Origin of the sequence: Sphingomonas phyllosphaerae (assembly GCF_029623345.1) — a bacterium.
In the GTDB taxonomy this organism is placed as follows: domain Bacteria; phylum Pseudomonadota; class Alphaproteobacteria; order Sphingomonadales; family Sphingomonadaceae; genus Sphingomonas; species Sphingomonas phyllosphaerae_C.
Genome location: NZ_JAPYKH010000014.1, coordinates 45,407 through 71,622, shown reverse-complemented (window position 1 = coordinate 71,622; position 26,216 = coordinate 45,407). Strand labels below are relative to the sequence as shown.

27 protein-coding genes are annotated in these 26,216 nt (G+C 69.0%); 10 read left to right on the top strand and 17 right to left on the bottom strand.

Translation table 11 applies throughout. The annotated features are described in order from the left end of the window. The first annotated feature begins 124 nt into the window (after positions 1 to 124). Positions 125 to 3,010, top strand: coding sequence for a TonB-dependent receptor (locus QBJ89_RS13955; protein WP_277981084.1), 2,886 nt, complete (start codon positions 125 to 127; stop codon positions 3,008 to 3,010). 223 nt (positions 3,011 to 3,233) lie between these two features. Here the strand turns inward: QBJ89_RS13955 and QBJ89_RS13950 are convergent, their stop codons facing one another. The 4 genes from QBJ89_RS13950 to QBJ89_RS13935 form a co-directional block, all read right to left on the bottom strand. Next, positions 3,234 to 4,835, bottom strand: coding sequence for a cisplatin damage response ATP-dependent DNA ligase (locus QBJ89_RS13950; RefSeq protein ID WP_277981083.1), 1,602 nt, complete (start codon positions 4,833 to 4,835; stop codon positions 3,234 to 3,236). 32 nt (positions 4,836 to 4,867) lie between these two features. Continuing rightward, complete coding sequence (locus QBJ89_RS13945; RefSeq protein ID WP_277981082.1) at positions 4,868 to 5,053, bottom strand: DUF1328 family protein; 186 nt, start codon at positions 5,051 to 5,053, stop codon at positions 4,868 to 4,870. A gap of 28 nt (positions 5,054 to 5,081) precedes the next feature. Continuing rightward, entirely contained in the window at positions 5,082 to 5,579 is a 498-nt protein-coding gene (locus QBJ89_RS13940; RefSeq protein WP_277981081.1) for a Dps family protein, read from the bottom strand. A 307-nt stretch (positions 5,580 to 5,886) separates the two neighbouring features. Beyond that, on the bottom strand, positions 5,887 to 6,195 hold the full coding sequence (locus QBJ89_RS13935; RefSeq protein WP_277981080.1) for a hypothetical protein: 309 nt from the start codon (positions 6,193 to 6,195) through the stop codon (positions 5,887 to 5,889). A 175-nt stretch (positions 6,196 to 6,370) separates the two neighbouring features. Here QBJ89_RS13935 and rpmG point away from each other — a divergent pair, with 175 nt between their 5' ends. After that, positions 6,371 to 6,538, top strand: coding sequence for a 50S ribosomal protein L33 (gene rpmG, locus QBJ89_RS13930; RefSeq protein WP_022687989.1), 168 nt, complete (start codon positions 6,371 to 6,373; stop codon positions 6,536 to 6,538). Between the two features lie 186 nt (positions 6,539 to 6,724). Here the strand turns inward: rpmG and QBJ89_RS13925 are convergent, their stop codons facing one another. Continuing rightward, on the bottom strand, positions 6,725 to 6,862 hold the full coding sequence (locus QBJ89_RS13925) for a hypothetical protein (protein WP_277981079.1): 138 nt from the start codon (positions 6,860 to 6,862) through the stop codon (positions 6,725 to 6,727). Between the two features lie 11 nt (positions 6,863 to 6,873). Continuing rightward, positions 6,874 to 7,242 (bottom strand): PRC-barrel domain-containing protein, encoded by a 369-nt coding sequence (locus tag QBJ89_RS13920; RefSeq protein ID WP_277981078.1) that lies wholly within the window; start codon positions 7,240 to 7,242, stop codon positions 6,874 to 6,876. 103 nt (positions 7,243 to 7,345) lie between these two features. Between QBJ89_RS13920 and QBJ89_RS13915 the strand changes: the two genes are divergently transcribed. Next, positions 7,346 to 7,885: a hypothetical protein gene (locus QBJ89_RS13915; protein WP_277981077.1), complete on the top strand. Its 540-nt coding sequence runs from the start codon at positions 7,346 to 7,348 to the stop codon at positions 7,883 to 7,885. A gap of 612 nt (positions 7,886 to 8,497) precedes the next feature. After that, a complete protein-coding gene (locus QBJ89_RS13910) occupies positions 8,498 to 9,202 on the top strand; it encodes a class I SAM-dependent methyltransferase (protein ID WP_277981076.1) in 705 nt (234 codons plus the stop codon). 425 nt (positions 9,203 to 9,627) lie between these two features. Here the strand turns inward: QBJ89_RS13910 and QBJ89_RS13905 are convergent, their stop codons facing one another. Both QBJ89_RS13905 and QBJ89_RS13900 read right to left on the bottom strand, forming a co-directional pair. Next, a complete protein-coding gene (locus QBJ89_RS13905) occupies positions 9,628 to 11,145 on the bottom strand; it encodes a fumarate hydratase (protein WP_277981075.1) in 1,518 nt (505 codons plus the stop codon). Between the two features lie 210 nt (positions 11,146 to 11,355). Next, the gene (locus QBJ89_RS13900) at positions 11,356 to 14,304 is read right to left on the bottom strand and encodes a M16 family metallopeptidase (protein WP_277981074.1); all 2,949 of its coding nucleotides are present in this window, start codon (positions 14,302 to 14,304) and stop codon (positions 11,356 to 11,358) included. Between the two features lie 176 nt (positions 14,305 to 14,480). Between QBJ89_RS13900 and QBJ89_RS13895 the strand changes: the two genes are divergently transcribed. Continuing rightward, positions 14,481 to 15,338, top strand: coding sequence for an aspartyl/asparaginyl beta-hydroxylase domain-containing protein (locus QBJ89_RS13895; RefSeq protein ID WP_277981073.1), 858 nt, complete (start codon positions 14,481 to 14,483; stop codon positions 15,336 to 15,338). 241 nt (positions 15,339 to 15,579) lie between these two features. Here the strand turns inward: QBJ89_RS13895 and QBJ89_RS13890 are convergent, their stop codons facing one another. The 9 genes from QBJ89_RS13890 to QBJ89_RS13850 form a co-directional block, all read right to left on the bottom strand. Further along, the gene (locus tag QBJ89_RS13890; protein ID WP_277981072.1) at positions 15,580 to 15,732 is read right to left on the bottom strand and encodes a hypothetical protein; all 153 of its coding nucleotides are present in this window, start codon (positions 15,730 to 15,732) and stop codon (positions 15,580 to 15,582) included. Positions 15,733 to 15,794: 62 nt separating this feature from the next. Further along, positions 15,795 to 16,574: a sigma-70 family RNA polymerase sigma factor gene (locus QBJ89_RS13885; protein ID WP_277981071.1), complete on the bottom strand. Its 780-nt coding sequence runs from the start codon at positions 16,572 to 16,574 to the stop codon at positions 15,795 to 15,797. Further along, complete coding sequence (gene flhA, locus QBJ89_RS13880; RefSeq protein ID WP_277981070.1) at positions 16,571 to 18,634, bottom strand: flagellar biosynthesis protein FlhA; 2,064 nt, start codon at positions 18,632 to 18,634, stop codon at positions 16,571 to 16,573. Before flhA ends, QBJ89_RS13885 begins: the two co-directional genes overlap by 4 nt. Before the next feature lie 4 nt (positions 18,635 to 18,638). Beyond that, positions 18,639 to 19,505: a lytic transglycosylase domain-containing protein gene (locus tag QBJ89_RS13875; protein ID WP_277981069.1), complete on the bottom strand. Its 867-nt coding sequence runs from the start codon at positions 19,503 to 19,505 to the stop codon at positions 18,639 to 18,641. 149 nt (positions 19,506 to 19,654) lie between these two features. Next, positions 19,655 to 19,966: a flagellar protein FlgN gene (locus QBJ89_RS13870; protein WP_223011331.1), complete on the bottom strand. Its 312-nt coding sequence runs from the start codon at positions 19,964 to 19,966 to the stop codon at positions 19,655 to 19,657. Next, positions 19,953 to 20,249 (bottom strand): flagellar biosynthesis anti-sigma factor FlgM, encoded by a 297-nt coding sequence (flgM, locus tag QBJ89_RS13865; RefSeq protein ID WP_277981068.1) that lies wholly within the window; start codon positions 20,247 to 20,249, stop codon positions 19,953 to 19,955. The genes QBJ89_RS13870 and flgM overlap by 14 nt, the downstream gene beginning before the upstream one ends. A gap of 78 nt (positions 20,250 to 20,327) precedes the next feature. Then, on the bottom strand, positions 20,328 to 20,843 hold the full coding sequence (locus tag QBJ89_RS13860; protein ID WP_277981067.1) for a flagella basal body P-ring formation protein FlgA: 516 nt from the start codon (positions 20,841 to 20,843) through the stop codon (positions 20,328 to 20,330). Continuing rightward, a complete protein-coding gene (locus QBJ89_RS13855) occupies positions 20,840 to 21,361 on the bottom strand; it encodes a hypothetical protein (RefSeq protein WP_277981066.1) in 522 nt (173 codons plus the stop codon). Before QBJ89_RS13855 ends, QBJ89_RS13860 begins: the two co-directional genes overlap by 4 nt. Next, a complete protein-coding gene (locus QBJ89_RS13850) occupies positions 21,358 to 22,065 on the bottom strand; it encodes a motility protein A (protein ID WP_277981065.1) in 708 nt (235 codons plus the stop codon). Before QBJ89_RS13850 ends, QBJ89_RS13855 begins: the two co-directional genes overlap by 4 nt. A gap of 533 nt (positions 22,066 to 22,598) precedes the next feature. On the opposite strand from QBJ89_RS13850, the gene QBJ89_RS13845 reads away from it, so the two are divergent. The 5 genes from QBJ89_RS13845 to QBJ89_RS13825 are packed head-to-tail and all read left to right on the top strand — an operon-like array spanning position 22,599 to position 26,203. After that, positions 22,599 to 22,955 (top strand): flagellar basal body rod protein FlgB, encoded by a 357-nt coding sequence (locus QBJ89_RS13845; RefSeq protein ID WP_277981064.1) that lies wholly within the window; start codon positions 22,599 to 22,601, stop codon positions 22,953 to 22,955. 4 nt (positions 22,956 to 22,959) lie between these two features. Further along, positions 22,960 to 23,370, top strand: a complete 411-nt coding sequence (gene flgC / locus QBJ89_RS13840) for a flagellar basal body rod protein FlgC (RefSeq protein WP_223011326.1) — start codon at positions 22,960 to 22,962, stop codon at positions 23,368 to 23,370. A 2-nt stretch (positions 23,371 to 23,372) separates the two neighbouring features. Further along, on the top strand, positions 23,373 to 24,095 hold the full coding sequence (locus QBJ89_RS13835; RefSeq protein ID WP_277981063.1) for a flagellar hook assembly protein FlgD: 723 nt from the start codon (positions 23,373 to 23,375) through the stop codon (positions 24,093 to 24,095). Positions 24,096 to 24,137: 42 nt separating this feature from the next. Beyond that, complete coding sequence (locus QBJ89_RS13830; RefSeq protein WP_277981062.1) at positions 24,138 to 25,418, top strand: flagellar hook protein FlgE; 1,281 nt, start codon at positions 24,138 to 24,140, stop codon at positions 25,416 to 25,418. Between the two features lie 32 nt (positions 25,419 to 25,450). Then, positions 25,451 to 26,203, top strand: coding sequence for a flagellar basal body rod protein FlgF (locus QBJ89_RS13825; RefSeq protein ID WP_277981061.1), 753 nt, complete (start codon positions 25,451 to 25,453; stop codon positions 26,201 to 26,203). Positions 26,204 to 26,216: the final 13 nt, after the last annotated feature.

The window sequence follows — 26,216 nt, the reverse complement described above, 5'->3', positions numbered from 1 at the left end:
TAGCGCTCACGGCTAAACCGGTTACATTCTCGTCTTGATCTCCCCTGTTGTTTTTCCCATAGGCGCAAAAATCATAAAAATAGCCGCGGTCAAGCGGCAGTGTTTTCACGGGAGAGAACGGGTCATGCAAACGTCGATTAAGCTATGCCTGCTGCTGGGCAGCATCCTGAACGGCGCGCCCGCGCTGGCGCAGACCGGCTCGGCGCCCGACGCGCCCGCGACGATGCCGCAGGAGCAGACGCCGCCGGCTGCCGCGGTGGGCCAGGACAGCCAGGCCGTCATCCCCGACGCCGCTGCCGCGGGCGACGAGATCGTCGTCACCGGCATCCGCGCCAGCCTCAGTTCCTCGGCGCAGACGAAGCGCGACGCCAACCAGATCGTCGATTCGATCAGCGCGGTCGATGTCGGCAAGTTTCCGGACGCCAACATCGCGGAGTCGCTCCAGCGCATCACCGGCGTGGCGATCGACCGCTCGGGCGGCGAGGGCCAGTTCATCACCGTCCGCGGGCTCGGGCCCGAGTTCAACACTGTCCTCGTCAACGGCCGCGTCATGGCGACCGACAACGCGGGGCGCGAATTCTCCTTCGACGTGCTCTCCTCGAACATGATCCAGCGCACCGACGTGTTTAAATCGCCGGTGCCCGAGCTGCAGGAAGGCGGCATCGGCGCGACGGTCAACATCGTCACCGCGCGTCCGCTGGAGGGCCGCAGCGGCTTCCGCGCCGCGGCGCAGATCGGCGGCATCTACGACCGCTCGCGCGAGCGGATCACCCCCGATCTCGCCGCCACCGTCTCCTATGCCAATCCCGACAAGACCTTCGGCGTGCTGCTGGCGGGCTCCTACACCAAGCGCAAGAGCCAGACCGACACGATCGCGATCGACGGCTGGATCAACGGCCGTCCCGACATCGTCGAGACGATCGGCGGCGTGCCGACGCTGATCACCGGATCGGATCCGCGCTACCCCGTCACGGGCAACGCCAACCTGCCGCAGAGCGTCTACTACCAGCGCGCGCAGGAGGAGCGCGAGCGGATCAACGTCTCGGGCGCGGTGCAGTTCAGGCCGGCGGACAATCTCGAGATCACCGTCGACGGCATCTATTCGCGCTTCAACATCTCGGGCGTGACGCGCCGGCTCGATAACTTCATGGCGGCGCCTTATTACCAGCCGACCTTCGACGACACCAACACCGCCACCGGCCTGACCATGCTGGGGCGCGACTTCATTGCCGCCAACCCGCAGTTCTTGGCGGCCAACCCGACGCTGACGAACAACGGCGTCAACGCCAAGGTCGATCACGTCTACAACACGACCAACCGCAAGTCGGACAGCTATCAGGTCGGCGCCAACGTCAAGTGGAACCCGGCAGAGAATGTCGAGCTGCGCTTCGACGCCTCCAAAACCGGGGCGAACCGCAACTCGCCCAATGCTTATTACGTCTACGGCGCGCTGCTGCCGTACAGCTATCAATTCTCGCTCGACGGCGGGAAGGGTATCCCGTCGATCTCCTACGACAACAACATCATCAACAACGCCGACCTGATGCGGCTCCATTATATGGGGATCGACGCCAACCGCTCGCGCGACCGCGGCTCGGAATATCACTTCGACACTAAGTGGACCGTCGATGGCTCGATCCTGCGCAACGTGACGCTCGGCGGGTCGTACACCGAGCGGCGCAAGATCAACCGCCAGTTCAACAACAGCGACTCCAACTGCACCTATTGCGGCTATCAGGTGCCGATCGCCTCGGGCCTGCTCCAGCCCTATGAGTGGGGCGATCTGCTCGGCGGCGGGCAGAACATCCCGCCCTCGCTGTTCCAGGTCGATCCGCAGGCGTTCCTCGCCTATCTCAACGATCCCGCCACGCTCAACATCCCCTCGAACGGGCGCACGCCCGAGCAGCAGGCGGCCTATGCTGCGCAGGTGCAGGCGCTGGAGGGCGGGCCGTTCGGCGTGCGCGAGCAGCTGCGCGGCACCGTCAACGTGCAGGAGCGGCTGACCGCGGGCTATATCAGCATGCAGTTCGGCAACGATCGCTGGACCGGTAACGCCGGCGTGCGCGTGATCCGCACCCAGGTGCTCTCCTCGGGCTTCGACACGCCCGTCACCGGGATCGCCAACACGCCGGGCGACGACACGCTGCAATATACCTACGGCCCCGCCACCGCGATCGCGGTGCGCAGCAGCTACGTCAACGCGTTGCCGTCCGCGAACGTGAAGTATAACCTGACCGAGAAGCTGATCGCGCGCGCCGCTTTCTCGCAGACGATCACGCGGCCGACGCTGACCGACCTCGGCGTCAACAACGATTACGGCGGTCGTATCGCGGTGCCGCTGTCGTCGGGCGGCAACCCCAACCTGCTGCCGTTCCGCTCGACCAACTACGACCTGTCGCTGGAATGGTATCTCTCGCGCGTCAGCTACATCAGCGTCGGCGGCTTCTATAAGGACCTGTCGGACTTCCTCGAATTGCAGACCCTGCCGGTCGAGCGCTTCGGCCGGGTCTATCAGGACACCCGCACGCGCAACGGGCAGAGCGGCACGATCAAGGGCATCGAGGTCGGCGGGCAATATTCGTTCGACGCGCTGGGTGGCTTCGTCGGCGGGTTCGGCCTCACCGGCAATTACACCTATGTCGCGAGCAGCGCCGAGCGCGACCAGGTGCTGGCGGACTTCCAGTGCGGCTATAACGGCCTGTCGCCGCACTCCGCGAATGGCAGCGTATTCTACGAGAAATACGGCATCTCGGCGCGTGTCTCGTACAATTGGCGCTCCGACTATCTGCGCAACTGCCGCGACAGCCAGTCGCGCCCGCGCAACCGCTCCTCTTACGGCCAGCTCGACTTCAACGTGTCGTACGACCTCACGCCGAATTTCCAGGTCTATATGCAAGGCGTGAACGTGACCAACGAGTTCATCGACGAATGGTCGGCGATCAAGGAGCGCTATCTGCTCCAGCAGGAGACCGGCGCGCGCTACAACGTCGGCCTGCGCGTCAAGCTGTGAAGTTGAGGGCGAGTGGTGAACGGCGTCGAGCTAAAGCAAGCAACAGCGTGAAGGCCCGCCCCTCCCCTCGGGAGCTCGGGGCCGGCCATGCTCCCAGCATGGCCTGAACAGCGCGGGCGCTGTTCACCCTGAACTGAGCGGGGGTGGGGCGCGTCCGCGAACGGCGCGCCCGGGGAAAGGCCCCACCCAACCCATCCCCTGAAGGGGAGGGGCTTTCCCTCCCTCACGTCACCAGCTTGCGCAGCCCCGCCAGCGTATCCGCCTCGGCGGCGGGCTTGTCGGTGCGGATTCGTGCGATCCGCGGGAAGCGCATCGCCAGCCCGGATTTGTGGCGCTTCGACTCGTGGATCGAGTCGAACGCCACTTCCAGCACCAACGACTTCTCCACCTCGCGGACGGGGCCGAAGCGGTTGAGCGTATGCTGGCGCACGAAGCGGTCGAGCTGTGTGATCTCCTGGTCGGTGATGCCCTGATAGGCCTTGCCCACCGGGAGCAGCTCGCCGTCGTCGGTCCAGCAGCCGAAGGTATAGTCGCTGTACCAGCTCGAACGCCGGCCGTTGCCGCGTTGCGCGTACATCATCACGCAATCGGCGGTGAGCGGGTCGCGCTTCCACTTGTACCACAGGCCGGCACGGCGCCCTGCCACGTAAGGCGAGTCGCGGCGCTTGAGCATCACCCCTTCGATGGCGGCGTCGCGCGCGCCGGCGCGGATCCCCTCCAGCGCGGTGAAATCGTCCGCCGCGATCACGCTGCTGACGTCGAAGCGGGTCGGGTCGAGCCGCGCGGCGTACGCCTCCAGCCGCTGGCGCCGCTCGGTCCACGGCAGCGTGCGCAGGTCCTCGTCGCCGTCGAACAGAATATCGTAGAGCCGGACGAAGGCGGGCGCCTCCTCCAACATCTTGGCCGAGACGACCTTGCGCCCGAGCCGCTGCTGCAACGCGTTGAAGCTGCCCGCGCCCTCTCCCTCGCTCTCGCTGAGCCGCGCGCCTTGCGCGTCGCCGCGCACCATCAGCTCGCCGTCGACCACGCCGTTCGTCGCGAACGCCGCCGCCACGTCGGGGAAAGCGGCGGTGACGTCGTCACCGGTGCGGCTGTAGAGCCGAGTCGCGCCCGCGACATGGACGAGCTGGACGCGAATGCCGTCCCACTTCCACTCCGCGGCGTAATCGGCGAGGTCGACGCGCATGTCCTCGAGCGGATGCGCCAACATGAAGGGGCGGAACACGGGTACGTCCGCCGGGGTCGGCTGCTCGCCGGTGCCCTCGGCCCACGCGAACAATGTGGGGTAGGGCGGTGCGAGCCCGTGCCACACTTCCTCCACCGCCTCGACGTCGAGGCCGAAGGCATCGGCCAGCGCCTGTTTCGCCAGCCGCGCCGACACGCCGACGCGCAGCGCGCCGGTGGCGAGCTTAAGCAACGCGAACCGCTCCTCAGCGTCGAGCCGGTCGAGCATGCCCGCGAGCGCGGCGGGCGCGTCCGAGCGCGACAGGTGCATCAACTGGTCGACCACCGCGCCGACAGTCAGCGGCGTCACGTCGGTGGGCGGCACGTCGGGCACGGGCCAGAGCAGCGCGACGGTCTCCGCAGTGTCGCCGACATAGTCGCGGCTCATTCGGAACAGCACGGGGTCGACGCGCGACTCGATCAGCGCGCGGATCAGCGCCGGCTTGACCGCGGGCAGGTCGAGATCGCCGGTCAGCGCCGCCATCGCCCAGCCGCGATCGGGGTCGGGTGTGGCGCGGAGATAATCGCCGATCAGCTTCAGCTTGGCGTTGCGACCGCGGGTGTAGATCAGCGAGTCGAGGAGCGCGGCGAAGGCGTGCATGCGACGCTAACGCGCGACCCCCGCCTCGCGCCTCAGTCGAGCCTGTCCTTCACCTTCTTGCCCGCCATGACCCCGAGCGCGAGGAAGATCAGGAACAGCGCCAGCGCGATGAAGAACAGGATCTTGGCGATCCCGACAAAGGCGCCGCCGATGCCGCCGAAGCCGAGCGCACCCAGCACCAGCCCGACGACGAGGAAGATTACGGCCCATTTCAGCATCGCTCGGCTCCTTCTGCGGCTGGCGTGGTCAGGCCTTGCGGCTGGCCTCGAACAGGAACCAGGCGCGCTCTTCCGCCTCGTCGGTCCAATCGTCGACGATGCCGCTGGTGGCATTGTCCTTGGCCGCCTCGGCGGCGTCCTTCACGTCGCGGAAGCGCTGGACCAGCGTGAGATTGTCGTCGCGCAGCTCGGCCAGCATCTGCTCGGGCGCAACGAAATCGGCGTCATTGTCGCGGATTGACTGGTGTCGCGCAATGTCGCCGATCGAACGCAGCGTGGTGTTGCCGGTCTTGCGCACGCGCTCGGCGATCGCATCGGTGGCGCCGAGGATCTGCGCTGCCTGGTCGTCGAGCAGCAAATGATAGTCGCGGAAGTGCGGCCCCGAGACGTGCCAGTGGAAGTTCTTGGTCTTGAGATACAGCGCATAGCTGTCGGCGAGCGCGGCGTTGAGCGCGTCGGCGACGCTGCGCGTGTCGTTGCGTTGCAGGTCGGTGGGGGTGTCGAGGGCTGGGTTGGTGTCGGCCACGATCGGCTCCGTCGTTTGACTGATCCAGAGCGAAACGGTGTGGGGCGCGATTGGGTCCGGTCAAGGCGTCACTAGATCCTCTCCGGCACGGGAAGGGGGCTTGGGGGGCGAGATCGTGTCCGCCGGACACGATCTTGGCCTGCCGGGGAGCAAGCCAAAGCCCGCACGCGCCGCGCAGCGGCGTGGTGGAGGGGAGTGTCCGCAAACGCTGCGCTGGGTGGAGAGCCCCCTCCACAACGCCCTGCGGGCGCGGTCCCCCTCCCCGCCGCGCGGGGAGGACTTAGGAGGAGATAAGCCTGCCTGCGCCTTACGCCGCCAGCCGCACCGCGCAGGCCGCGGCGAAGGCGCGCGACGTCGCCTCGTCCTGCGCACCGCTCGCCACCGCCTCGCCGAGCAGGCCGAGCCAGTCGTGTACGAGCACGCCGCGCTCGCCGCGCCCGATCGCGCAGCCGAGCGACTGGACCACCGTCACCACCGGCAGCAGCTGGTGCTGCTCGGCGGCAATCCGGATTCCCTCCAGCTCGGGCGCGAGCCGCGCCGGCCCGGCGCGCCAGTCGATCGCGGCGACGCGTCGTGCCAGATGCGCCTTGATCGCGAGGATATCCATGTCGTCCATGCGCGTGATCCTGGTCGGGTGAGTCCCGATCCGCTTACCCTGCGCCCACGTCCCTTACCTGGTGCTTAATGCCGCCCCGCGCTTGACTCCGCGCGTCACTTGCGCCAAGCGCCCGCGTCTGACGCGGCGAGGCGAGCTTCGCCGCTTTGTTGTTTCATTCGCTTAGGAACCGGTCATGGCCAAGCCGACCACCGTCAAGATCAAGCTCGTCAGCTCGGCTGACACCGGCTTCTTCTACGTCACCAAGAAGAATCCGCGCACCAAGACCGAGAAGCTGAGCTTCAACAAGTACGATCCCGTCGTGCGCAAGCACGTCGCGTTCAAGGAAGCCAAGATCAAGTAAGCGTCGCGGGGTGGCTGGGCCGCCCCGCCGCCGGCTGATCGCGGGAGCCGCGGGCCTTGCGCCGGCGGCTCCTTTCGCGTGTGCGCGGTGTGGCGATCGCTCCGCTTACGTTCGTGAAGCCTTGCAAGCAGGCGCCTAGCCTTGGCTCCTGTCTTCGCAGAAGCACGGGCTGGGACGCGCTAATCCTCAGCGCTGCTCCCCGCTCGGCTCGGCATCGATCGTCTGCGGCGGCCGCGGATGCCTGCCATGCTCCGGTGCGTCCGGGTCGGTCAGCAGTTCCTCGACGGTCTCTTCCATGGCGTCGTCGCGCTCATGCTCGCCCATTGCATCTCTCCTCACTCGGCGGCGAGATTCTCGCCGCGCACCTGATAGTAACTGGCGACACGATCGGCGTAGGCCTGGTCGAACACAGGCGCGTTATTGGCCCAGCTCGGCCCGCCCTCGAGCAGACGGCGGTCGATCGTCACCACATAGCGGTCGCGCACCGGATCGAACTGCAGCAGCGCGAACGGCAAAGGGTAGAAGCTCTTGCCCATGCCGAGGAAGCCGCCGAGGCTGAGCACCGCGTGGGTCGCCCGCCCCGAACCCTTGTGCACCATGAAGGCGTGGACCGCGCCGAGATGGTCGCCGTCACGGCTGTCCACCTTCATCGTCTCCCCCAGGTTCGACTGGACGAGGATCTGGGTGGGCGCGTCGTCGGCCATCGGTGACTCCATCAACAAACGTTATCAGTCGAGAACCGCCCGTCCGCGCCGCGGTTCCGCGCGCGGTTGAGCGCGCCCGCGGCTTCCGGCATAGGCCCCGGTCGTGGCTCGATACATTCCCTCCCGCGCGCGCCTCGCGCCGCTCACCGCTGCGCTGGTGCTCGCTGCCGGCTGCGTGCCGCAGGTGACCCCGCCGCCGCCCGCCCCGACTCCGGCTCCCGCGCCCGTGCCCGTCCCCTCGGCGCCCGCGCCCGCACCGCTCGCCGCGGACTGGCAGGATTGGCAGCGCACACCGGGGACGTGGCGCTACGCACGCGAAGCTGCCGGCACGGTCGCCAGCTTCGGCACCGGCGCGACGGCAGTCGCCACCGCGCGCTGCGACCGCGCCGCGCGCGCGGTCACGCTGACCCGGATCGGCGGCGTCGCCGCGCCCTTCACGGTGCGCACCAGCGCGACGACGCGCACGTTGCCCACCACCGCGGTGGCGGGCGGCGCGGCGGTGTCTCTCGCGGCAAGCGACCGGCTGCTTGATGCGATGGTGTTCAGCCGCGGCCGCTTCACGCTGGAGCAGCCGGGCAGCGCGCCGCTGGTGCTCCCACCCTGGGCCGAGCTGGCGCGCGTGATCGAGGATTGCCGCGGGTGAGAGGCTGAATCGCCTTCTTCCCCGCCGTCAGGGTTGTCGCCCGCAGCCGGCGGGAGGAGGTGCCGCGCCGTCCATACCCGTCATCGCGGCTCCGCACCGGGATCAAGCTACGAGAGCAACGATCTGAGCATCCGCGGCACGATGGATTGCGGGTCAAGCCCGGGATGACGGATGATCCTGTGCGACGCCGGCACCAGGCCATCCTCTTGGTCGCGAGCAAGGGGCAGGCGATGGTGCAAATCGAGCGTGCGAGAATCGTACATTCCGCCCCGCAAGACAAGACTTGTATCCGAGTCGCGCGCGGCTCACATTGATCGTGCGGCTCGCGAGAGCCGCGCTCGTTATCAACCAGCGAAAGGAGGTGATCCGATGTCTCATGGTTCAGCAATGGGGTCGGTTCAGTTCGTTCGGGGGACGCGCTTCTGACGGTACGGTCTGCCTCGGGGGGTATCCTCTCCCAGACAGCGAGGTAGGTCATTCTGTCGGAGGCCTGCATGGTCTCCCGGGCTGGAGCTCTCCGGCCGCTGACCATGTTTAGGGGTTGTCGGGCGCCGCTTCGGCGGGGTCCGGCAACCTCTTCTCATATCTGGCGTAAGTGAGGGGGGGGCGAAGTTGGGCAGGTTCGCACGGATCGGCCAAGCGGCGCGGCGCCTTAGCGCGATCGTCGCCGACGAGGGGCCGCTCGAAGCGGCGCGGCGGCTGCTGCGGCGCGCGCGTCCCGATCGCGGGCTCGGTGACTATCTCGCCGCCAAGGCCGCGCGTGACGCCGCCTTCGATTTGACGCACGACAGCGACACCGGGGGCGTCCAGCGGCTCTACACGCTCGCGATCGACAGCCCCAACGCGCGCTACGGCATCGACCATGTTGCCACCGATCCTGACGTGTTCGCGGCGGCGGTGGCGCTGATCGACGGCGACCTGTCGCGTTTCCATTTCCTCGACCTCGGCTCGGGGAAGGGGCGCGCGCTGCTGCTCGCTTGCGACTATCCGTTCCGCGCCATCACCGGCGTGGAGTTCGCCGCCGAGCTGCATGCCGTCGCGACGCGCAACCTCGCGCGTCGCGGCGACCCGCGCGCGACCGCGCTGCTGGGCGACGCCACCGCGGTCGCGCTCCCCGAGGGAGACCTGCTCGTCTACCTCTTCAACCCGTTCGAGGAGGCGATCATCCGCGCGGTGGCGCGCCGGCTGGCGGCGCTGCCGCCCGAGCGCAACGTGCGGTTGCTGTACGTCAACCCGCGCCACCGCGACGTGCTGACGGCGGAGAGCTGGCGCGTCGCCGCCGCGGCGGGCGAGGCGGTGCTGTTCCGCCGCGACTGACGACTGCATCATACGCCACGTTCGACACACGAGCGTGCTCCTGCGCCAGCCAGGGGCCCAGTGACACGAACGCTATCCTCTGACACGACGCCCTTCGCCGCTTCGGCCTGGGGACGCAGGTGAATCGACCTGTACGCGCTCGACCGCCCGGCGATCCGTCCCGCGGCGCGGGTGCGCCCGCTGCTGCAATCAGAGGCGGACCGCCAGTTCGGGCTCTACGCGCAGGACGCGTGCTCCTGCGTCAATGCGCAGCCGCCGCCTCCCACGCCCTCTCTCGGAAAGGGTCGCTTTCGTCTGTGGGCCAATGCCGCGAGAGCAACCCCTGACGCCTGCGCGGTTCGGTGGATACCGGCTGACCGCCGGGACGATGTGTGCAGCGGCAGATCAGCTACCGGCGCGGACTGTGACCGTAGCGCCCGCCCCGCTCACGCGGGCTGGAGCAATCCTTCACGCGCGATCTTGTCGCGCCACACCAGCGGCGCGAGCTGGTGGACGTTCTGCCCCTCGGCGTCGACCGCGACGGTGACGGGGAAGTCGCTCACCTCAAACTCGTAGATCGCCTCCATCCCGAGGTCCGCGAAGCCGACGACCGTGCTGCCCTTGATCGCGCGCGCGACCAGATAGGCCGCGCCGCCGACGGCCATCAGATAGGCCGATTTGTGATCGCGGATCGCCTCGGTCGCGGCCGGGCCGCGCTCGGCCTTGCCGACCATCGCGAGCAGCCCCTGATCGAGCATCATGCGCGTGAACTTGTCCATCCGCGTCGCCGTGGTCGGCCCCGCCGGCCCGACCACTTCCTCGCCGACCGGGTCGACCGGCCCGACATAATAGATCACGCGGCCCTTGAACTCGACCGGCAGGGGCTCGCCCTTCGCCAGCATGTCGGCGATGCGCTTGTGCGCGGCGTCGCGGCCGGTGAGCATCTTGCCGTTGAGCAGCAGCCGGTCGCCGTGCTTCCACGTCTGCACCACCTCGGGGGTCAGCGTGTCGAGGTCGACGCGGATCGCGGCGCTATCGGGCTGCCAGTCGACCTGCGGCCAGTCGGAAAGCTTCGGCGCCTCCAGGTACACCGGGCCCGAGCCGTCGAGCGTGAAATGCGCGTGGCGCGTCGCAGCGCAATTCGGGATCATCGCCACCGGCTTGGACGCGGCGTGGGTCGGCCAGTCGAGAATCTTGACGTCGAGGATGGTCGAGAGGCCGCCCAGCCCCTGCGCGCCGATACCGAGCGCGTTGACCTTGTCGAACAGCTCAATGCGCAGCGCCTCCAGGTCGTTCTTCGGCCCGCGCGCCTTGAGCTGGGCCATGTCGATCTGGCCCATCAGCGATTCCTTGGCGAGCACCATCGCCTTCTCCGCGGAGCCGCCGATGCCGATGCCGAGCATCCCCGGTGGGCACCAGCCCGCGCCCATCTGGGGCAGCATCTCCAGCACCCAGTCAACGATCGAGTCGCTCGGGTTCATCATCTTGAACTTGGACTTGTTCTCGCTGCCGCCGCCCTTGGCGGCGACGTCGATGTGCACCTTGTCCCCCGGCACCATCTCGACGTGGAGCACGCTCGGCGTGTTGTCGCGCGTGTTGCGGCGGGTGAAGGCCGGGTCGGCCAGGATCGAGGCGCGCAGCTTGTTCTCGGGGTGGAGGTAGGCGCGGCGTACGCCCTCGTCGACGACTTCCTGGAGCGAGCACTCGCTCTCCAGCCGGCAGTCCTGCCCCCATTTGACGAAGACAGTGACAATCCCGGTGTCCTGGCAGATCGGGCGGTGGCCCTCGGCGCACATCCGGCTGTTGGTGAGGATCTGCGCCATCGCATCCTTGGCGGCGGGGCTTTGCTCCGCGGCATAGGCCTCGCCCAGCGCGCGGATGTAATCCATCGGGTGATAGTAACTGATGAACTGGAGCGCGTCGGCCACGCTCTCGATCAGGTCGGCTTCGCGGATCGTCGTCATGCGCGTGGCTCTACGACGCCGCTGGTAGCGGGGCAACCGTCCGGGCCTTGGCGCACACCAAGGCCCGCGGCCGTGCCGACGATTGCGAGTTGATCGAGTGATCCCCCGCGTGGCGCGCTATCCCCAGATGGTGTCCGTGCGCGTCCGGCCTGACGCTCAGGCGAAGCGTTCCCCGATACGAGTCGGGGAACGCCGAAGGGTAAGGACTCGCTACTTGGCCGCCGCCGCCCCGGCGGCGGAGGCGGCCTTCGTTCCACCCGCGGCCGCCTTGGGCACCACCGCCATCGTCCAGTCCTTGTCGGGCCGCAGGTACTTGGCCGCGCTGGCCTGGAGTGCCTCGGGGGTGATGCCGGTCATGTCCCCGATCAGGCTCTGGCTCGCCTCGATCCGCTTGGAGTCGAAGGTGCCGCCCGAGGTCTGGATCAGCCAGAACTGGTTCCCCGACGAGGCGCGCGCCATATATTGCAGCATCGGCACGATCGTGCGGCGCAGCTCGTCGGCGCTGATCTTGGTCGACACCAGCTCGGCCGCGATCTGGCGCGACAGCTGGAAGAACAAGGGCACCTTGTCGGGCGCTACCTTGCCCACCGCGATCAGCCGCCCGCCGCCGGGCAGCCCCACCGGCCACTGGCTCTGCGCGGTCGGCGAATAGCTCGCCCCCGCCACCGAGCGCAGCCGGTCGAACAGCCGGTCCGCGAACACCGCGGCGAGCACGTCGAGCCGGCGCTGCTCGGCATGATCGGCCGAGCCGCCGCCAGTCGGCCAGGCTATCAACGCCGCGGCCTGGTTGTCGTCGCCGTCGTGGGTGCGCATCACCGGGGTCGCGTTGTGCGCGGGGAAGCGTACCGGCGCCCCCGTCCCCTCGTCGGCGCGGCGCGGCTTGAGCGCGCCGAAGCTCTTGGCGATGGCGGCGATCGCCTCGTCGGCCTTGACGTCGCCGAATACGTCCACCTCGATCGGCCCGGTCGCCAGCAGTGGCTGCCACAGCTTCTTGAAGTCACGCGCGTTGAGCGCCTGGATCTGTGCCAGTGTCGGCATGCCCCAGCGCGGGTCGCCGTCGCGCAGCAGCCCCTCGAGGTCGCGCGCCAGTACGCCGTCGGGCGAGGAGTTGAGCCCGGCATAGCCCGTCAGCATCGCCGCGCGCGCGCGCGCCACCGGCGCCGCGTCCCAGCGTGGCGCGGCGAGCTTGGCCGCCATCAGCGTGAGATTGTCGGCATAGTCGCTCGGTGTCGTCTGCGCACCCAGCAGGAAGGCGTCGTCGCCGATGTCGAAGTCGAGCCCCATGCGGCGCCCGGTGGTGAGCGAATCGAGCGCGCCCTGGTCGAGCCCGCCGATGCCGCTAGCGATCAGCGCGGTCTCGCCCGCCCAGGCCGGGGTCGGCCGGTCGCCGGGCAGCGCCTGATAGCCGCGCCCGAAGCGCACGCGCAGGTAGACGCGTCCGGTCTCGGACGGGTTGGCGTAGATCAAAGCGCGGACGCCGTTGGCGAAGGTCACCTGCTCCATCGGCGGATCGCCCACCGTGGTGCGTGCGGTCGCCTGGCCGGGCGTGCCGAGCTTGGGCACCTTAGAGAAGTCGACCGAGCGCTGTTCGGCGCGCTTGCCCGCCAGCTTCGAGACGTCGGCGGTGAGCGCCGCGGCCAGCTTGGTTGCGGCGCTGGCGTCGGGCGCGCGCGTGTTGAGCAACGCGCGCTGGACATCGCCCTTGAACAGCCGGTTGGTCGACTCGATCATCGCCGCGGGCGTGAACATCCCCTTGGTGCGCGCCTCCTGCAGGATGTCGTAGCTGGTCTTCGGCCCCGCCACCGTTTCGCGGATGTCGAGCGCGTTGACCATGTCGTCGGCCTGCTTCGCACCGGCCTCGACGCGCGCGGTGTCGACGTCGTTCTTCATCGCGGCGTCGAACTCGGCGAGCTCGCGGTCGACCTCGGCCTGGGTCGGCGGCGTCGCCATCGCGTCCGCCACCACTGCGCGCACGTCCTTGAGCGCGGCTTCCCAGTCGTCGCCGATCGGTATGACGTTGGTGAAGGTGCCGTTGGCCGAGCGCGACACATCGTCGAGGCTGACCGAGGCCTGGAGGAAGCTGCCCCCTGCGCGCGCGCGCGATTCGAGCCGGCGGTTGATCAGCCGGATCGCGAGGAAGTCGACGAGCCGCTTCTGGTTGAAGATGATCGTGTCGTCGCGATACTCCCACGGCCGCAGCGTCGCGGTGGCGACCACTGGCGGCAGCGAGGGCTCGGCAATCGTCTTGGTCGCGGGCGCCTTGGGGTCCGGCTTGCCAAAATCAGGGTCGGCGGGGTCCGCGCCCTTGCCGGTCCAGCTGCCGAAATTCTTCACCACCAGCTTGGCGGCGACGTCGGGGTCGATGTCGCCCGAGATGATCACCACCGCGCGCGCGGGGCGGTACCATTTGTTGTGGAACGCCTGCACCGTCGCCGGCGTGGCCGCCTCCAGCGTCTTGATCGTGCCGATCGGCGAGCGCTCGGCGAGCGGCTGGCCGGCGAAGAAGGTCTGACGGATCGCGTCGCCGTAACGCACCTGCGCGCCCGGCGCCTCGCGCTGTTCGGCCAGCACCGCGGGGCGCTCGGCGGCGAGGCCCGCGTCGGTGATCGCGGGCTCGGCCATCATGCCGGCGAAGATCTTGAGGCTCTCGTCGAGCTTGACGTCGGTCGCACCGGGCAGGTCGAGCTTGTAGACCGTCTGCGTCGGCGTGGTGGAAGCGTTCGAGTCCGAGCCGAAGGTGGCGCCGAAGCGCTGCCACACCCGCTTGGCCTCGCCGTCCGGCACGTAGCGGGAGCCGCGGAACGACAGATGCTCGATCAGGTGCGCGAAGCCCTGCTCGGCGTCGCTCTCGTACAGCGAGCCCGCGTCGATCCGCACGCGCACCGCCACCTGGCCCGGCGGCACGCCGTTCTTGCGCACCGCATAGCGCAGCCCGGTCGGCAGCGCACCGAAATGCCACTCCGGATCGGGCGGAATGTCCGATCCCTTGAACAGCCACGGCGAGGTGTCGACGCGGACAGCCGGCGCGGGCGCCGCGGCGGGCGTGGCGGGAGCCGCCGGTGCCCGGCGCGCGCGCTGCTGCGCAGGCAGCGGCAGCGACACGGAGACGAGCAGGAGGGCGACGAGCGGCTTCGCGAGCACGCGCGCATACGACTTCATAACCTCGCTTGTAGGGCGGCCGCGAGCTGGCGGCAACTCACGCCAGTGAAACGATCCTTTCCCGTGCCCGAGCAAGCCTTTGCCAAGCGAATGCCACGTTTTCGTCTTGATGCGGGTTTAGCTTTTGCGTGAAGGACAAGCGGTTGCCCGTGCGCGACCGCGACGAGGACGGTTTGATGAAGCACGACAGCCGGTTGGCACAGGCGCGGATGTGGCAGGACAGCGACGATGCCGCCGATGCGGTGCTGGTGCCCGATCTCAACGTGATCTCGGGGGCGCCCGTATCCGGCGCGGCGATGGTGGCCGACGCCAACCGCCCTCTGCTGATCCGCCTTGGCAAGCATCTGCGCGGCGTGTTCGACCGGCTGATCGCGGGTTCGTCGCTGGTACCAAACGATCCCGTGCTCGACGTGCGCGACTTCGCCTGGACCGCGCTGCTGCGCGAGCATTGGGAAGTGATTCGCGACGAGGCCCGCGCCGTCGCGCTATTCGGCAACGCGGCGCCCAGCCTGGCGACGATTTCGCCCGATCATCGCGCCATCGCCGAGGTCAACAAGTGGCGCTCCTTTTTCCTCTACGGCTACGGCTATCCCATCCACGACAATCTGGCGCGCTGCCCGCGCACGCAGAAGGTGATCGAGCAGATCCCGGGGCTCAACTCGGCCTTCTTCTCGATCCTCGCGCCGGGGACTCACATCCCCGACCATCGCGGCGTCACCAAAGGGCTGATCACCTGCCATCTCGGTCTGATCGTGCCACGCGACGGTGACGTGCGGATGCGCGTGGACGATCGCGTCGTGCGCTGGGCTGAGGGCGAGACCCTGGTGTTCGACGACACCTACCGCCACGAGGTGTGGAACGACACCGCTGGCACCCGGGTGGTGCTGCTGATCCAGTTCGAGCGCCCCTTGCGCAATCCCGGCAAGTGGTTCGCCGACCTGTTCCTCGGTGCCGTCAAGCGCTCCGCCTTCGTGCAGGAAGCGCGCGCCAACGTCGCCAAGTGGAATGCGGCGGTGCAGCAGCTGGACGGGTAGATCGCGTCGGCGAGGGGAAGCCGGCGCGCCTAGTGGCAGGAAAAGCGTCGTCAGCGTTATCCCGGTGACCCGCGCCCCCAGCTCACCATGTGCTCCACCCTATACCATGCCGAGGCGCAATCCGCCTTTGGCCGTGCGGAGAAGGGTATCTATGTGAGCCTCTTCCGTCATCCGGCCGTGAGCCGGGATCTATTCCTTCGCGAGAGCAGCGCCGGCGGCCCTCCGGCGTCTTTGCGCCCTGTCACTCCCCGCCCTGTACCGTGAGGTCGTCGGGATTGTCATCGGGCTCGCCATCCGGGAGCTGGTCGCCGTTCGGATCGGCCGGAGCATCACGGTCGCGCTCCGGCTCGGTGAGCGGCGCGGCGGCGGGGTCGGGCTGGCGTGGATCGGTCATCGACGACTCCTCGCGAACATGGTCGCGGGGCAACGCCCGTGACCGCGCCGCGATCCGCCGGCTCAGCCGCGCGTCATCGCCTTCTTCAATCGCGCGTGTGCGCTCGATTTGATCTGGCAGACGCGCGCGGCGCCAACGCCGAGCACCTGGCCGATCTCCTCGAGGTTGAGTTCCTCGACGTGATAGAGCTGGATCACCATTTGCTCGCGCTCGGGCAAGGAGGCAATCGCGGCGATCAGCCGGTCGCGCGTCTGCGCCTCGGACAGCTGCTCGAACGCGTCGGGCGTGTCGCTGGCGAACCACGGCTGGTCGTCAGCATAGACCTCGTCGATCGACTCGTAGCGCACCGCCTCGGCGGCGGCATAGTCGGTGCGCAGCTTCTCGGGCGTCACCTCGAGCCTGGCGGCGAGCTCGCGGTCGCTCGGGGCTCGGCCGAATTCGTGGCTGAGCTGGTTGACCGCGCGGGCGTACTCGCGCTTGCGGCGGATCGCGCCGCGCGTCATCGCGGCGTGGCGGCGCAGCTCGTCGATCATCGCGCCGCGCAGCCGCGTCACGAGATATTGCTTGAGCGTCACCTGGCCGCGGTCCTCGAAGGCGGTGACCGCCTCGACCAAGGCGACCAACCCGACCTGGACCAGATCCTCTACCTCGATCGCGGTCGAGACCGAGCCGTGGACGTGCCACGCCAGCCGGCGGACGAGCGGCAGATGCTGCTGCACCAGCGCGTTCTCGTCGCGCTTGCGCGGGCGCGAGTAGGTCAGCGGCGCTGTCATGGCTGCGGGGGCGGCGGCAGTTGCGGGTTGGGCGGCGGCGAAGGCGCCGCGCATCGGCTCGGCGCTCATGCCGCCAGCGCCTGCGGCTGGTGCTGGCCGCCGATGATCGCAACGACCTCGACGGCCTTGTCCTCGGGCACTTCGAAGAAGCTCATGACAGGGGTATCCGGAAGAACGGTGCGGATGAGTTTGCGGACCGCGACTCGGATCGCGGGCTGCACGACGAGCGCGAACGGCTTGGCCTCCGCCATCAGCGGCTGCGCCGCATCCTGGAGCGCGTCGACGATACGGCGGCCGAGCTCGGGCTCGATCACCTGGCGGCTGGGATCGCTGCGCAGCCCCTGGCCGAGCAATTGCTCCAGCCCGCCCTCCAGCGTCATGACGCGCAGCGGCTCGCGCACACCGGCCAGCTTGGCGATGATCAGCGGGCCGAGCTCGGGGCGGATCAGCTCGATCAGCTCGACCGGGTCGTGCGTCTTCTGCGCGGCCATCGAGATGGCGGCGGCGATGCGGCGGAACTCGCGCAGCTGGATGCCCTCGGACAGCAGCCCCTTGAGCACCGCCACCAGGGCGGTCTGCGGCAGCGGGGCGAGGGCGGCGGCCAGCTGCGGCGCGCGCTCCTTGAGCCCGTCGAGCAGCGACTGCACCTCGTCGGCACCGAGCAGGTCGGCGGCATTGGCGCCGAGCGCGTGATTGAGGTGGGTCGCCATGACGGTGCCGGCGTCGACGACCAGATAGCCCTGGCCGGTCGCGGCATCGGCGTCGCCCGGCGAGATCCAGGTCGCGTCGAGCCCGAAGGTCGGGTCCTTGGCCTTCTTGCCGATCAGCTCGCCGAAGCCCTGGCCGGTGTCGAGCGCCAGCATCTCGTCGGGCGAGACCTGGTCCTCGCCGACGCACACGCCGCCCAGCATCACGCGATAGGTGTAGGGCGCCAGGTTGATGTCGTCGCGCACGCGCACCTGCGGCACGACGAAGCCCAGCTCCTTGCTCAGCTGGCGGCGCACGCCGGTGAGGCGGCTCATCAGCGGCGCGCCGCGGCGCTCGTCGACCAGCGGCACCAGGCCGTAGCCGACGTCGAGGTTGACCATCATCGCCTCGGTCACTTCGTCCCAGCCGATCTTGGACGGATCGGGCTGCTCGACCGCGGCGGGAGCCTCGACGAACTTGGGGCGCTTGGCGATCTGGTGCAGCTTCCACGCGGCGAAGCCGGCGAGGGCGGCGAGCGGCAGGATGACGAAGTGCGGCATGCCGGGCAGCAGCCCCAGCAGCGTCAGGATCACCGCCACCGGCGCCCAGGTGCGCGCCGAGCCGAACTGGCCGCCGATCTGGCCGGCGAGGTCCTTGTCCGAGCTGACTCGGGTGACGATCGAGGCGGCGGCGATCGACAGCAGCAGCGCGGGCACCTGCGCCACCAGCGCGTCACCGATCGCCAGCATCGTGTACGCCTGCGCCGCCTTGGCGATGGTCAGCCCGTGGCTGACCGGGCCGAGGATCAGCCCGCCGACGATGTTGGCGGCAAGGATCAGCAGGCCGGCGACCGCGTCGCCCTTCACGAACTTGGACGAACCGTCCATCGAGCCGTAGAAGTCGGCCTCGGTGGCGACCTCGACGCGGCGCTTCTTGGCGTCGTCGGGAGTGATCAGGCCGGCGTTGAGGTCGGCGTCGATCGCCATCTGCTTGCCGGGCAACGCGTCGAGCGTGAAGCGCGCCGACACTTCGGAGACGCGGCCGGCGCCCTTGGTGACCACGATCAGGTTGATGATGACGATGATCGCGAAGACGAACAGGCCGACGACATAGTCGCCGCCGATCACGAACGAGCCGAACGCCTCGATCACATGCCCCGCCGCGGCCGAGCCGGTATGGCCATGGACCAGCACGATGCGCGTCGACGCGACGTTGAGGCCGAGCCGGAACAGGGTCGCGAACAGCAGCACCGTCGGGAAGGACGAGAAGTCGAGCGGCTTCTCGGCGTTGAGCGCGACCATCAGCACCGCGAGGCTGATCGTGATGTTCATGATGAAGAACACGTCGAGCATGAAGGCCGGGATCGGCACCACCATGAGGACGACGAGCAGCAGGATCGCGAAGGGCAGCGCGGCCTGGCGCGCATGGCTGAGCAACTTCATCGGATCAGTTCCCCATCCGCGCGAGCATCATGTAGGCGAGCCGCGCATTGGCGGGGGTGGGGCGGAGCAGGCTGGCCTGCTGCGCCTGGTTGCCCTTGATTTGGCCGAGCGTCGATTGGCCCAGCGTCGATCGGGCCCAGGCGAGCGCATCGGTCGCGCTCTCGCCCGCGCCGGTGACGACGGTGTTCTCGTCGCCCATCGCCAGCGCCTGTGCGGCGAACTGCAGCCGGTCGGACGGGGTGGTCCCGCCGACCGACGCGGCGCCGTCGCCGAGCTTGCCGGCGAAGCGCTGGTACACCTCGCCGAGCGAGCGCGCGCTGCCGTCGCTGTCGAAGAAGACGCCACGGTTGGCGCGCGCGGCGGCGGGGAAGAGCGACGCGGCGCTGCGCTCCGGGTTGCTCTGCATCGCCGAGAGGAAGGTGCGCGCGCCGCCCAGCCCGAGGAAGTGCGCCATATAAAGGTCGGTGCCGGTCGCCGCGCGCCCGGTCGACGCCTCGATCGCGTCCTTGTTGTCGCTGGCATGCTCGGCCGCCATCAGCGAGGCGACCTCGGGATCGTTGCGCAGCCCCAGCACCGCGGCGCGGTTGCCGCCGCTGACGGTGAAGCGTCCGCCCGACTGCTGGATGCTGTCCGCCGCCCAGCCGAGGCCATGCTCGCTGCCGTGCTTCTTGACCACCGCGAGCCAGCTCTGCTCGACGAACTGGTACAGGCCCGAGGCCGACGAGGTGCTGGCGCGCGCGCTGGCGTTGAGCCCGCTCTCGATCTTGGCCTGGCCGAGGAGATAGTTGAAGTCGACGCCGGTGCGCTGCGCCGCGCGCTGGATCGCGGAGGTAACGCGGCCGGTGGCCTGGGTGAGCGCGGAAACGGTCATGTCTTGCGTGCAGCAAGAGGCGTGCCAGATGGGGGCGCGAGTTGTGCTTTGGTCCCTCCCCTGAAGGGGAGGGGGAGTACCTGCTAGACGTCCCCCAACTGGGCCCCGGCCTGTACCGGGGAACAGCGTGTGAGATGAAGGCGCGCCCTTCAGGCGTAGGCGAGGCCCGCGCGGCCATAGGCGCCGCCGTTCTGGCCGGAAAGAAGTTGCAGGCGGCGGCGGACATTTGCCGCCATCAGGTTGACGTAGATCCGGCACGTGTCGTTGAGCCGGTCGGCCTCCTCGACCAGCCCGCGCAGCTCCGCATCCGCCGGGCCGTCGCCGAGCGCCTTGAGCGTCTCGATTGCGCGCAGCTTGTTGCCGGTGGCGCGCTCCAGCCCGGTCATGTCGTTCGCCTTGAGCGCCGCGATCTCGGCGTGGAGCATGTCGATCACGCGCACCAGTGCGTCACGCCTGTTCATTGGCCATCCAGTCGAAACGAAGTGCGATGAACTGGTCCGCGATGGTCGCGGGCGAGAGCGGGAAGGTGCCGTTGGCGATCGCGGTCTTGATCTGCTGCACCCGATCCCCGTCGACCGGCGGCTCGGCCGCGAGCGACTTGGCGAGCGTCTGCGGCGCCGCGGTCGCGGTCGTCGCGTTGTTCGCGGCCAGCGGGGCGGCCGGCGTCAGCGCGCTGACGCGCGACACGCTGGCGACCCGCAGGTCGTTCGCCTTGATCGTCGATGTTCCTACCGCTTCCACCATCTCTGCACCTGTCGGTCCCCGTGGACATCGGGAAAAACGACAGGCCGTGGCGCAACTTTAGGACTTTTTTATCGCCGCTCATTCGGGCCAGCCGGGCAGCGTCGCGCGCCCCGCCTCGACCGCCACTGCCTGCACCGGGCGCGGCGCGTCGTCGACCTTGATCATCACGCGCGCGCCGGGAGCGGCGTCGGCGATCGCCACGCCCTCGCGCGTGATCGCAAAGCCGTCGCTGCCCGCCTCGATCGTCACCGCGTCGCCGCGGCGGATCACCGGGTCGGCGCGCACCGGCACCGCGGCGGCGGCGGCGCGCGAGGCCACCACGCCGCTGGGGCGCGGCGGCGCGATCACGGGGACGAACAGGCGCCACGCCGGACCGGCGCAGGCGATCACGACCGCGTCATGCACCTCGGTGCGCCACGACATCGTCACCATCGGGCAGGCGGCGAGGCGCAGCCGCGCGTCGACCGGCGCGCGCGCGCCGCCCTCGCTACCGATCGGGCGTGCGGTGAAGGCGGCAACCGCGCGGTCGAGTGCGGCGGTGTCCTGGAAGCCGGCGCCGGTCGCGGCGGCGGCGAGGAGGAGGGCGGCGATCATGGCTTCTTTCCTTGTTCGCCCGCGAAGGCGAGCGTGACGAGTACCTGGCGGCGGCCGGGGCGCACCGCGGTGGCGAGGCCGAGCCGCGTGTCGGGCACGCCCGCGGCGGCGAGCGCCGCGGCGACCGCGCGCGCGCGATCGGCGGCGAGGAGGGTGGCGCTGCGTGAGTGCGGGTCGACATCCGCGATGGTGCCGTCGGTCGCTCCGGTGACGGTCAGGCTCACGCGCGGATCGCGCAGCTCGGCGCGTGCCCAGGCGGCGAGGCCGGCGGGGGTGCCGGGCGGCGTCGCACTGCCGGGCGCGAAGCCGCTCACCCCGTAGCTCGCCACCGGCATCGCCGCGGGCGCCTCGGCGCCGAAGCCCTCCGCCAGTCCGGCCGCGAGCGCTCGCGGGTCGAGCTGCTGGTTGGCCTGGAGCAGCACGAAGAAGCCGACCAGCAGCAGCGCGAGATCGGCCAGCGTCATCAGCCACAGCGCGCGCGCGGGCGCGTCGTCGGCGAGCAGCTCGTCGTCGCTCATGCCGCTCGCTCGCGCGGCGCGTGCTCGGCGTCCTCGGCCTCGTCGTCTGCGATGGCGACCGGCTCGGACGGGAACCGCCCGCCCGCGCGCACGCGCGGCGCCTCGCGCGCGGCGAGTTCAGCCAGCGCTGCGACGAGGCGGGCGCGCTCGATCGCCTCGGCGCGGGCGGCGGCGCGCAGCCGGGTGGCGATCGGCATGGCGACGAGGTTGGCGAGCAGCGCACCATATAGGGTGGCGAGCAGCGCCACCGCCATCGCGGCGCCGATCGCGCTCGGATCGCTCATCCGCGTGAACATCGCCACCAGTCCGACCAAAGTACCGACCATGCCAAGTGCGGGGGCGGCCTCCGCCGCCCCGTTCCAGCAGTCGATGACGAGGCGGTGGCGCTCGATGCGGGCGCGACGTGCGGTGTCGAGCGAGTCGACCACCGCCTGCGGCTGCGCGCCGTCGACGATCAGTGCTACGGCGGCGGCGACGTCGGTATCGTGGATTATGCTGCGGTCGAGCGCATGGACGCCGTGGCGCGCGGCGATGCGGCTGAGCGCGGCGATCTGGTCGAGCCGCGTGTCGGCGCGGAAGCGGCGGCGGGGCAGCACGCGCAGCGCGAGCAGCGCGCGGCCGAGGTCGCGCGCCGGGGTACGCAGCGCCGCGGCGAGCGCGGTGCCGCCGAACACGATCGCGAGCGCGGCGGGGTCGAGGAACATGCCGGGAGTCATGCCTGCGTCAGTGCAAGGCGCGGGCCAGTTGGGGATGGCCGTCGATGGGATCGTTTTTCCTCTGCGACGCACCGGCTCTTTGGGACCACCCCGGCGAACGCCGGGGTCCAGGTGGGATAGCCGTGGTGTGATCCACCACCGTCCTCCAGTTGGACCCGACGGCCGCCGGGGCGGAGGCGAGCGGGGGTGAGACCCCCTCTCCACTAGCGTCATCCTGAGACGAGCTCAGGATGACGGAAAGAGAGGGCAGGGGTGGGCCTTCGTGCGCCTCACCGCGGCCATCCCATTTAGGCTCCGGCCCTCGCCGGAGCACGATAGCTTCGCGGCCATGCGAGCTCCCGGCAACCGCGCTCGGCAGCCATCCGGCAACCACCGGCAGCGCCGCTTGCCGGCAAATCCGGCCGGCAAGCGGCAAGCCTTTGCCGCCTCACGCTTCCCTTGCGCTCCATCACCGTCCTGACAGCATTTGGCACGCCGCTTGCTCCACTCTCCGCGAAGGCGACGGGCGATCCCCGTCTCGCATGGAGGTTCGGCCAGTGGCTGAGAGTTTGTTCGGAGTTCACGGAGCAGCCCTGGAGGTGCGCAGCCAGCGCATGGGCGTGCTCGCGTCGAACATCGCCAACGCGTCCACGCCCAATTTCAAGGCCCGCGACATCGACTTCAAGACCGCGCTCGGCGCGGTCGAGCGGCAGGGCGCTGACGGTGTCGGCGACGCGCTGAAATATCGCGTGCCGACCCAGCCCTCGATGGACGGCAACACGGTGGAGCTTTCCACCGAGCAGACCGCCTTCGCCGAAAACGCGGTGCAGTATCAGACGACGCTCTCGTTCCTCAACGGGCGCATCGGCCAGATCACGCGCGCGCTGAAGGGGGAGTAAGACGATGTCCGGCTCGCCGCTCACCATCTTCCAGGTCGCTGGCCGCGCCATGTCGGCGCAGCTGACGCGGATGAACACCACCGCGTCCAACCTCGCCAACGCGGGCGGCGTCGCGGGCTCGGAAGAGGCCGCGTACAAGACGATGAAGCCGGTGTTCCGCACCAGCTTCGACGAAGCCAGCGGGCTTTCCACCACCGACGTGCAGCAGATCGTCACCGCGGGTGAGGCGCCGACCAAGCGCTACGATCCCGGCAGCCCGATGGCGAACAAGGACGGCTACGTCTTCGACGCCGCCGTCGATGAATCGCGTGAGCTGGTCGACATGATGGAGACCGCGCGCACCTACCAGAACAACGTCGAGGTCATGCAGACCGCCAAGACGCTGATCCTCGACACCCTCAAGATGGGCCGCTGATCATGACCAGCATCACCGCCAACACCTCCGCCATCGACAAATCCTCGCAGGACGCGATCTTCGCCGCTGCGGGCGTCGCGCGGTCGAACACCACCACTGCGAGCGGCGTCAGCGCCACCACCGGCAAGTCGACGCTGGGGCAGAAGGACTTCATCGCTCTGATGACCGCGCAGCTGGCCTATCAGGACCCGTTCAACCCGGTCGACAACACCCAGATGGTCGCACAGATGGCGCAGTTCTCGTCGGTCGCCGGCATCAGCGAGATGAACCAGACGCTGTCGGGCATCAGCGGGCGGCTCAATTCCACCACCGCCACCGACGCGATGGGCTTCGTCGGCCGCACCGTGCTGACCGAGGGCAAGACCGCGTACGAGCGCACCTCGGGCGGGATTGCGGGCGCGGTCGAGCTGACCGGCGACGCGACCGACGTCAACGTCTCGATCGCCGACAAGGACGGCCGCCCGGTCAAGAACATCCAGCTCGGCGCGCAGCCTGCGGGCGAGGCCAGCTACAGCTGGGATGGCAAGGACGACGCCGGCAACAAGATCGAGAACGGCCCTTACACCGTCACGGTCGAGGCGGCGAAGGGTTCGGTGATCGTCGATGCCGCTTCCCTCGTGTGGGCCCCGGTCGAGAGCGCCAGCCTGCCCGCCGGCGGCTCGCCCGTCCTCAACGTCACCGGGCTCGGCACGGTCGATCCCGCCGCGGTCCGCAAGGTCGCCTGAACCCTACTTCTCCTCTTCCCGCTTTCCCCAGGAGTATTCGCCATGTCCTTCTTCACCTCGCTCTCCGGTCTCCAGGCCATGCAGACCGACATGTCGGTCATCAGCCACAACCTCGCCAACGTCTCCACCAACGGCTTCAAGAAGAGCCGCACCGCGTTCGCCGACGTGATCTCGTCGAACGTCTCGACCGACCCGCGCAAGATGGTCGGCTCGGGCGTGTCGGTGAAGGGCACGGTGCAGCAGTTCAGCGACGGCTCGTCGAACCAGACGAAGAGCGCGCTCGACATGCAGATCCTGGGCGAGGGCTTCTTCGTGGTGAAGTCGACCGGCCTGTCGGACCAGGTCAACTACACCCGCACCGGCGCCTTCACCGTGGACGAGAGCCGCAACGTGATCGACGCGCAGGGCAGCTATTTGATGGTCTACCCGGTCGACAATGACGGCAACGTCACGGCGACCGGCGACAAGTCGCTGACCAACCTGCAGATCCAGCCGACCAGCGGCACGCCGAAGATGACCAACAACGTCGCCACCAAGGTGCAGATCCCGTCGACCGCGACGGTGAAGGATCCGGCCGCGTTCAAGCGCACCGACACCACCACGTACAACAACTCGGTCGCGACCCGCATCTACGACGCCAACGGCAACCCGATGACGATGACGAGCTATTACGTTCGCACCGCGGAGGGCCAGCCCGCCGCCACGCCGCCGAACACCGGCACGTGGCAGGTGTTCACCTATGTCGGCGACCAGATGCTGACGCCCAAGGGCCAAACGTCGGCCGGCCCGATCACCCAGGTGTATGACACCAAGGGTGCGCTGACCGGGGCGCAGAGCATCCAGTTCGAGGATTTCATCCCGGCATCGGGCGCCGCGGCGCAGTCGATCACGCTTGACCTCACCGGCTCGACCCAGACCGCGGCGGCGGCCGCGGTGAGCGCGCGCACGCAGGACGGCGTCGCGGTCGGCCAGCTGGTCGGCATCACCGTCGACGACGCGGGCATCATCAAGGCGAGCTACTCCAACTCGGACATCGTGCCGCTGGGCAAGGTGGCGATCGCCAAGTTCTCGGCGCCGACCGGGCTGCGCCAGGCTGGCAGCAACTATTGGCAGGCGACCGGTATCTCGGGGAAGGCGACGCTCGGTTTCGCCGCGGCGGAAGGCTTCGGCAGCCTGAAGTCGGGCCAGCTCGAGGGCTCCAACGTCGATATCACCGAAGAGCTTGTTAACCTTATTGCGGCACAGCGCAACTTCCAGGCGAACGCCAAGGCGCTCGATACGGCGACTCAGGTCTCGCAGTCGATCCTCAACATCCGCGCGTAAGCGCGGCCTTGAGGTTCTAGGAGAGGATGTAAGTGGACAAGCTGGTCTACACCGCGGCGACCGGACTGCGCGCGCACATGCAGGCGCAGGCCGCGATCGCCAACAATATGGCGAACGCATCGACCACCGGCTTCCGCGCCGACCGCGTCTCGTTCGACCGCATCATCCTCTCCGACGGCTCGTCGCAGCTGTCGGCGCGCGCGCCCACATCGGAAGAGGTGCGCGACGCCGATCGCGCGCCGGGCGCGATGCAGCAGACCGGTCGCCCGCTCGATGTCGCGCTGGGCGACCGCGACACCTGGCTCACCGTCCAGGGCGCCGACGGCAGCGAGGCGTACAGCCGCCGCGGCGATTTCACCGTGTCCGAATCGGGCACGCTGCAGACCGGCGACGGCTTCCTGGTGATGGGGTCGAGCGGCCCGATCACGCTGCCGCCGTACGAGACGGTGGCGATCGGCTCGGACGGATCGGTCTCGATCGTGCCGCAGGGCGACAAGAGCGGCCAGCCGCAGGTGATCGACCGGCTCAAATTGGTCTCCTCCGCCGGTTCCGACACGGTGAAGGGGCTCGACAACCTGCTCCACGTACGCGGCGGCGGTTCGCTGCCCGAGAATCTCGACGGCAAGGTCACCGCGGGTGCGCTCGAGGGATCGAACGTCAACATGACCGAGGCGCTGGTCGACATGATCGAGAACCAGCGCAGCTACGAGCTCCAGGCCAACCTGCTCAAGGAGGCCAAATCCATGGACGAGTCGAGCGCATCGGTGATGCGCCTGCCGGGCTGAGGAAGGATTAGAC

Coding starts and splice junctions, on each gene's coding strand:
- QBJ89_RS13955 (WP_277981084.1), top strand. CDS start 125: ATGCAAACGTCGATTAAGCTATGCCTGCTGCTGGGCAGCATCCTGAAC.
- QBJ89_RS13950 (WP_277981083.1), bottom strand. CDS start 4,835: ATGCACGCCTTCGCCGCGCTCCTCGACTCGCTGATCTACACCCGCGGT.
- QBJ89_RS13945 (WP_277981082.1), bottom strand. CDS start 5,053: ATGCTGAAATGGGCCGTAATCTTCCTCGTCGTCGGGCTGGTGCTGGGT.
- QBJ89_RS13935 (WP_277981080.1), bottom strand. CDS start 6,195: ATGGACGACATGGATATCCTCGCGATCAAGGCGCATCTGGCACGACGC.
- rpmG (WP_022687989.1), top strand. CDS start 6,371: ATGGCCAAGCCGACCACCGTCAAGATCAAGCTCGTCAGCTCGGCTGAC.
- QBJ89_RS13925 (WP_277981079.1), bottom strand. CDS start 6,862: ATGGGCGAGCATGAGCGCGACGACGCCATGGAAGAGACCGTCGAGGAA.
- QBJ89_RS13920 (WP_277981078.1), bottom strand. CDS start 7,242: ATGGCCGACGACGCGCCCACCCAGATCCTCGTCCAGTCGAACCTGGGG.
- QBJ89_RS13905 (WP_277981075.1), bottom strand. CDS start 11,145: ATGACGACGATCCGCGAAGCCGACCTGATCGAGAGCGTGGCCGACGCG.
- QBJ89_RS13900 (WP_277981074.1), bottom strand. CDS start 14,304: ATGAAGTCGTATGCGCGCGTGCTCGCGAAGCCGCTCGTCGCCCTCCTG.
- QBJ89_RS13895 (WP_277981073.1), top strand. CDS start 14,481: ATGAAGCACGACAGCCGGTTGGCACAGGCGCGGATGTGGCAGGACAGC.
- QBJ89_RS13890 (WP_277981072.1), bottom strand. CDS start 15,732: ATGACCGATCCACGCCAGCCCGACCCCGCCGCCGCGCCGCTCACCGAG.
- QBJ89_RS13885 (WP_277981071.1), bottom strand. CDS start 16,574: ATGAGCGCCGAGCCGATGCGCGGCGCCTTCGCCGCCGCCCAACCCGCA.
- flhA (WP_277981070.1), bottom strand. CDS start 18,634: ATGAAGTTGCTCAGCCATGCGCGCCAGGCCGCGCTGCCCTTCGCGATC.
- QBJ89_RS13875 (WP_277981069.1), bottom strand. CDS start 19,505: ATGACCGTTTCCGCGCTCACCCAGGCCACCGGCCGCGTTACCTCCGCG.
- QBJ89_RS13870 (WP_223011331.1), bottom strand. CDS start 19,966: ATGAACAGGCGTGACGCACTGGTGCGCGTGATCGACATGCTCCACGCC.
- flgM (WP_277981068.1), bottom strand. CDS start 20,249: ATGGTGGAAGCGGTAGGAACATCGACGATCAAGGCGAACGACCTGCGG.
- QBJ89_RS13860 (WP_277981067.1), bottom strand. CDS start 20,843: ATGATCGCCGCCCTCCTCCTCGCCGCCGCCGCGACCGGCGCCGGCTTC.
- QBJ89_RS13855 (WP_277981066.1), bottom strand. CDS start 21,361: ATGAGCGACGACGAGCTGCTCGCCGACGACGCGCCCGCGCGCGCGCTG.
- QBJ89_RS13850 (WP_277981065.1), bottom strand. CDS start 22,065: ATGTTCCTCGACCCCGCCGCGCTCGCGATCGTGTTCGGCGGCACCGCG.
- QBJ89_RS13845 (WP_277981064.1), top strand. CDS start 22,599: ATGGAGGTTCGGCCAGTGGCTGAGAGTTTGTTCGGAGTTCACGGAGCA.
- flgC (WP_223011326.1), top strand. CDS start 22,960: ATGTCCGGCTCGCCGCTCACCATCTTCCAGGTCGCTGGCCGCGCCATG.
- QBJ89_RS13835 (WP_277981063.1), top strand. CDS start 23,373: ATGACCAGCATCACCGCCAACACCTCCGCCATCGACAAATCCTCGCAG.
- QBJ89_RS13830 (WP_277981062.1), top strand. CDS start 24,138: ATGTCCTTCTTCACCTCGCTCTCCGGTCTCCAGGCCATGCAGACCGAC.